Origin of the sequence: Vibrio sp. Isolate22, from assembly GCF_022398115.1 — a bacterium.
In the GTDB taxonomy this organism is placed as follows: Bacteria; Pseudomonadota; Gammaproteobacteria; order Enterobacterales; family Vibrionaceae; genus Vibrio.
Genome location: NZ_JAKEUW010000014.1, coordinates 98,527 through 104,616 on the forward strand (window position 1 = coordinate 98,527; position 6,090 = coordinate 104,616).

The window sequence follows — 6,090 nt, forward strand, 5'->3', positions numbered from 1 at the left end:
CTTTTCAATGAGTTGAAAGGCAGCAGTAGAATTAGGTTAGCAGGAGCAAGAGTTTGGGGATCATACAGTCTGGTTAAAAGAGGCGTGGTATGTTTGTCGATTTTTTAGTGAGATTAACCATAGGTACATTGGTCATTCTTGGTTTTAAACTGAGTGCTTTGTACTTCTTACCTATGGTTTTGCTACTCAATACTCATCACAAAGAGTTTTTTGGGTGGTAGTCCAGCCTTGATGCTGAAAACAAAAACGGAGCTATAGCTCCGTTTTTTTATTGGTTTGAAACCTATCGCTGCCTTATGCCGCTTCGATAACTTCTTCAATTCGTTTCATTGAACCTAGCAGATGTTGATCAAGCAGTTCTGTTGCTTGCTCTACATTTTTCGATAGTACTAGCTTCATGATCATTTCGTGCTCATCAATGTTGAACAGCTCTTCTGATGCACTCTGTGCTGACATTGCTAAGAAGCGGTAACGCTTTACTTGGTTGATCAAATCTTCAAAGAAGCTAAACATGTTCTCTGAGTCAGCACCTTCAAGTAGCGCAACGTGGAACTGCTGGTGACGCTCTTCCCATTCCACACAGTCAAACTCTTCAGACACATGCTGTACTCGAGACAGCTTGTGATAAGAGGTCAGTACATCCAGTTCCCAGGTTTCATCACCCGCAGAAATCGCTTTTTTCAGCAGTACTGATGAAACGACACGTAAGCTCTCATAAAGATCATTCAGTTCTTTCTTTGATACTGGTGCTACCCAACAGCCCTTTTGTGGCTCGAGCTTTACGTATTTGCTCCAAGATAACTGTACTAGAGCTTCGCGAATTGGAGATGCGCCAACGTTGTATCTGTTCTTTAGATCAGCAACAACGAGCTTTTGGCCTGGGGCTAACTCACCATTAAGAATATCCTGGTGAATCATCTTTGATACTTTGTCAGTGAGAGTAGGACTAGACATTGCAAACCTCATGTATATTTGATTTCTAGTCTGCTAATCCGTCTCTTAGAAAGAGTCCATTGGAAGTTAACAGTACGTAGTTCTATTGCGTTTGATAATACAGCGTACTGAAAAGTTAGGCAAGATTTTGTTTCATAAAAAAAGAGGGCCGAAGCCCTCTTTTATATTTTATGCGAATCGGTTCATTCTTATAGAACGTGAACAGATGCCGTGTTTGTTGTACCAGAAGCTACTAGAGCACCTGAAACCATAACAACGATGTCGCCTTTGCTACCGAATTCAGCGTTAAGAGCGTACTCTTTACCCATTTTGTAGAATGCGTCAGTGCTGTCGATAGAATCAACAAGAACTGGACGAACACCTTTAGTAAGAACAAGCTGAGCAGCTGTCTTTTGGTTCGTTGTTAGTGCAATGATGTTTGCAGTTGGGAAGTACTTACGTACTGAACGTGCAGACTTACCGCCTTCAGTAGCAACGATGATTAGAGGAGCAGCTAGCTTCTCAGCTGTGTCTACTGCGCCTTTACATACTGCTTCAGTGATACGTAGACGTGGGCTGTCTAGACGAGAACCTAGTTCAGCTTTAAGAGCAGAATCTGTACGGTTCGCGATTTGAGCCATGATAGTAACAGCTTCAACCGGGTACTTACCTTTAGCAGTTTCGCCAGAAAGCATTACTGCGTCAGTACCATCCATGATTGCGTTCGCAACGTCACCCGCTTCTGCACGAGTTGGACGTGGGTTGTTGATCATAGAATCAAGCATTTGAGTTGCAGTGATAACCATCTTACGTGCACGGTTACACTTCTCGATCATCATCTTCTGAGCGAAGATTACTTCTTCAGCTGGGATTTCAACACCTAGGTCACCACGAGCAACCATGATACCGTCAGAAAGCTCTAGGATTTCGTCGAAGTTATCAACACCTTCTTGGTTCTCAATTTTAGAGATGATGTGGATGTCGCTACCGCCGTTTGCGTCTAGGATCTCACGGATCTCTTTAACGTCAGATGCTTTACGGATGAAAGAAGCTGCTACGAAGTCAACGCCTTGCTCACAACCAAATTTAAGGTCGTTCTTATCTTTTTCAGATAGAGCTGGAAGTTGAACAGAAACGCCAGGAAGGTTAACACCTTTGTTTTCGCCTAGTGCACCGTTGTTAAGAACTTTACACTTAACTTCAGTTTCAGTAGTTGAGATAACTTCCATTTCAATTAGGCCGTCATCTACTAGGATAGTGTTACCAGCGTTTAGGTCAGCTGCGAAACCAGCGTAAGTTACCGCTACAGTCTCTTTGTTACCTACAACTGAAGTGTCAGTTGTGAAAGTGAATTCTTGACCAGCTACTAGATCTACGTCGTTGCCGCCTTCTAGCTTGATAGTACGGATCTCTGGACCTTTAGTATCAAGAAGGATAGCCAGTTGCTTACCTACTTTGTCCATTACTTCGCGGAAGTTCGCAATACGAGTGCCGTGCTCTTGGTAGTCACCGTGAGAGAAGTTAAGACGCATAACGTTCATGCCTGCGTTAACTAGTTCAGTTAGCTTCTCTACAGATTCAGTTTTAGGGCCAATCGTACATACGATTTTGGTCTTTTTCATGGAAGGTACTCTCCGGTAAGTATTGTTACAATTTGAAATTTATTTAAGTTCTGAAGATTGGTCCGCTACATCAGCATTTTGTGCCTGCTGAGTAAAATCGCGGGACTTCCAATATGCCCTTCAGAGTTGTAAGTCTTTCATCAATTTTAGTCATTTTATGACCAAAAGATTTTGATTCAACATCGGGTTTCTGTGACTTACACCAATATATCAGGTGAAAGTTGCAAAAAAATAACGGTCAGTTTTGTAATTTTTTTTCTTTTCGGGTGCGGATTCTACCACCTAATCAATTCAATATCACTGCTTAACAATTGTCTTAGGACAAGGTTTTATCGCTATTTATTAATTTTTTGGATCGAAATAAATGGACTAGATAGTTTCGTTGTAACTATAATATGTTTCATATCGAAACTTACTGGTCTTTTTTAAATGTCGAAACGAAACACTCAGCTCAGAAGACATGCAATTTCTAACCTAGTGAACGAAAAAGGGGAGGTTAGTGTTGATGAATTGTCCGCTAAGTTCGAAACCTCAGAGGTCACTATTAGAAAGGACTTAGCGTCTTTAGAGAAAAACGGTCAGCTTTTACGCCGTTATGGTGGTGCGATTTCGCTACCGAAAGAGGTTGTAAACGAAGAATTGGGTCAAAAAGTTTCGACTCGAAAGGTTTCTCTAGCCAAAGCCGCTGCAGATTTAATTCGCGACCATAACCGCATCGTGATTGATAGTGGCAGTACAACGGGTGCCCTAATTCAGCAGCTCAATACTAAGCGTGGTTTGGTTGTTATGACCAACTCATTGCACGTGGCGAATGCGCTAAATGAACTAGAGAGTGAGCCAACGTTACTAATGACCGGCGGTACTTGGGATACCCACTCGGATTCTTTCCAAGGCAAAGTCGCAGAATCAGTACTTCGCGCGTACGATTTTGATCAACTGTTTATCGGGGCTGATGGTATCGACCTCGACAGAGGCACAACCACGTTCAATGAATTGGTTGGCCTAAGTAAAGTGATGGCTGAAGTGTCACGAGAAGTGATCGTGATGGTTGAGTCTGAAAAAGTGGGACGAAAGATCCCCAATCTAGAGCTGGCATGGGATCACGTCGACATCCTCATTACAGATACAGACTTGAGCAAAGAATCTCAGGCAAGTATCGAGTCGCACGATGTTCGAGTGATCTTAACGGATCCAGCGAAAAACTAATTTTTAACTATTATGCATTTAACTTCCTATAATTGATCTTGTTAAAGATATGGCCTTTGCTTGCTGCCAATAGGAATAAACGAAATTGATGGAGTCAAACTATGTGTGGAATTGTTGGTGCAGTAGCACAGCGTGATGTAGCAGAGATTTTAGTAGAAGGCCTTCGCCGCCTAGAATACCGTGGCTACGACTCAGCGGGTGTCGCTGTGGTTGATACCGAATCAAATCTGACTCGTGTACGTCGCTTAGGCAAAGTACAAGAGCTAGCAGACGCGGTAGAAGAGCAACAAGTCGTTGGTGGTACTGGTATTGCGCACACTCGTTGGGCAACGCACGGTGAGCCATCTGAAGCGAATGCACACCCACACATGTCTGGTGATATCGCGGTAGTACACAATGGTATTATCGAAAACCACGAAGCACTGCGCACTATGCTAAAAGAGCGCGGCTACGAGTTTACTTCACAAACAGATACTGAAGTTATCGCACACTTGGTTGAGTGGGAGCTTCGTACTTCTGATTCTCTAGTTGAAGCGCTGCAGAAAACTGCAAAACAACTGGATGGCGCATACGGTACAGTAGCAGTTGATCGTAAAGATCCTTCACGCATTGTTGTTGCTCGTTCTGGTAGTCCAATCGTAATCGGCTTTGGTGTTGGCGAAAACTTCCTAGCATCTGACCAACTAGCACTACTTAGCGTGACACGCCGCTTCATGTATCTAGAAGAGGGTGACGTTGCTGAAGTGACTCGTCGTGAAGTTAATGTATTCGATGCAAGCGGTGAGCGCATTGAGCGTGAAATCGTTGAATCTAACGCAGAGCACGATGCGGGTGACAAAGGTAAATACCGTCACTTCATGCAAAAAGAGATCTTTGAGCAGCCAACAGCACTGATCAATACAATGGAAGGTCGTATCTCTGATACGTCTGTGATCACCAATGCTATCGGCGTTAAAGCGGAAGAGATCCTAAGCAAGGTTGAACACGTTCAGATCATCGCATGTGGTACGTCTTACAACTCTGGTATGGCTGCACGCTACTGGTTTGAATCGCTAGCTGGCGTAAGCTGTGATGTCGAGATCGCTTCTGAGTTCCGTTACCGTGACTTCGTTGTTCGTCCAAACAGCCTGCTTGTGACGCTTTCTCAATCTGGTGAGACAGCTGATACGCTAGCAGCACTTCGCCTTGCTAAAGAGAAAGGTTACATGTCAGCGATGACTATCTGTAACGTAGCGGGCTCTTCACTGGTTCGTGAATCTGATTTCGCGTTCATGACTCGAGCGGGTACAGAGATCGGTGTTGCTTCAACAAAAGCGTTTACCACGCAACTTGCAGCAATGCTGATGATGGTAACATCTATTGGTCGCCTACAAGGTCGTATCGATGAAGCGAAAGAGACGGAAATCGTTCAAGCACTTCACCAACTGCCAACAGACATTGAGAAAGCACTGGCATTTGATAAAGAGATCGAAGCGCTAGCAACTGACTTCGCAGATAAGCACCACACACTATTCCTAGGTCGTGGTGAGTACTACCCAATCGCGATGGAAGCGTCTCTAAAACTGAAAGAGATCTCTTACATCCACGCTGAAGCATACGCAGCTGGTGAGCTTAAGCACGGTCCTCTAGCTCTGATTGATGCAGATATGCCAGTAGTGGTTATTGCACCAAGCAACGACCTATTAGAGAAGCTGAAGTCGAACGTAGAAGAAGTACGTGCGCGTGGTGGTCTACTGTATGTATTCGCAGACGAAGACGCAGGTTTTGAGAGCGATGAGAACATGAAGATCATCAAGATGCCTCACGTGAGTGAAGTAACAGCGCCTATCTACTACACGGTTCCGATGCAGCTGCTGTCTTACCATGTCGCGCTAATCAAAGGTACCGACGTTGACCAACCTCGTAACCTAGCGAAAGCGGTAACGGTAGAATAAGTTAACTTACACTCGTAAATAGACGTGTGCAAGAGAAATAAAGTCTCATACTGAGTATTAAAGTGTCATACTAGGGAATAAAATATCATACTCAAAAGGCAGCGAAATTTGATCTCGCTGCCTTTAGTTTTTGGTCTATGACCTGTACACGTAGCTCATTTCTGTCGGATAGGCGACACCTGTTACCAGATGCCGCCCTCCTAAGAACCGTACGTGCAACTTTCACTGCATACGGCTCAAGCCTCCACTAAGGCGTTATTGTTACCCAGCAACTCACAAAGCAGTGGCGACAGGATCAAACCATGAGTTACGACCTGTATTTTTCACCTTACGTTCATTGAGAAAACCTTCCCAAAAAGGATCGAACGGGGTCGCTTGACTCATGATTTTTACAT

At 44.1% G+C, this 6,090-nt stretch carries 4 protein-coding genes; 2 read left to right on the forward strand and 2 right to left on the reverse strand.

Annotated features, from left to right (window positions below):
* Positions 1-294: 294 nt before the first annotated feature.
* Positions 295-966 (reverse strand): FCD domain-containing protein, encoded by a 672-nt coding sequence (locus L1D55_RS10470; protein ID WP_275665280.1) that lies wholly within the window; start codon positions 964-966, stop codon positions 295-297.
* A gap of 176 nt (positions 967-1,142) precedes the next feature.
* Positions 1,143-2,555, reverse strand: coding sequence for a pyruvate kinase PykF (gene pykF, locus L1D55_RS10475; RefSeq protein ID WP_063523448.1), 1,413 nt, complete (start codon positions 2,553-2,555; stop codon positions 1,143-1,145).
* A 429-nt stretch (positions 2,556-2,984) separates the two neighbouring features.
* Between pykF and L1D55_RS10480 the strand changes: the two genes are divergently transcribed.
* Positions 2,985-3,761, forward strand: a complete 777-nt coding sequence (locus tag L1D55_RS10480) for a DeoR family transcriptional regulator (RefSeq protein ID WP_239917384.1) — start codon at positions 2,985-2,987, stop codon at positions 3,759-3,761.
* 101 nt (positions 3,762-3,862) lie between these two features.
* Entirely contained in the window at positions 3,863-5,695 is a 1,833-nt protein-coding gene (glmS, locus tag L1D55_RS10485; protein WP_239917385.1) for a glutamine--fructose-6-phosphate transaminase (isomerizing), read from the forward strand.
* Positions 5,696-6,090: the final 395 nt, after the last annotated feature.

What these genes read in the sequence shown, in the direction of transcription:
- L1D55_RS10470 (WP_275665280.1), bottom strand. Translation starts at nt 966, where the DNA reads ATGAGGTTTGCAATGTCTAGTCCTACTCTCACTGACAAAGTATCAAAG.
- pykF (WP_063523448.1), bottom strand. Translation starts at nt 2,555, where the DNA reads ATGAAAAAGACCAAAATCGTATGTACGATTGGCCCTAAAACTGAATCT.
- L1D55_RS10480 (WP_239917384.1), top strand. Translation starts at nt 2,985, where the DNA reads ATGTCGAAACGAAACACTCAGCTCAGAAGACATGCAATTTCTAACCTA.
- glmS (WP_239917385.1), top strand. Translation starts at nt 3,863, where the DNA reads ATGTGTGGAATTGTTGGTGCAGTAGCACAGCGTGATGTAGCAGAGATT.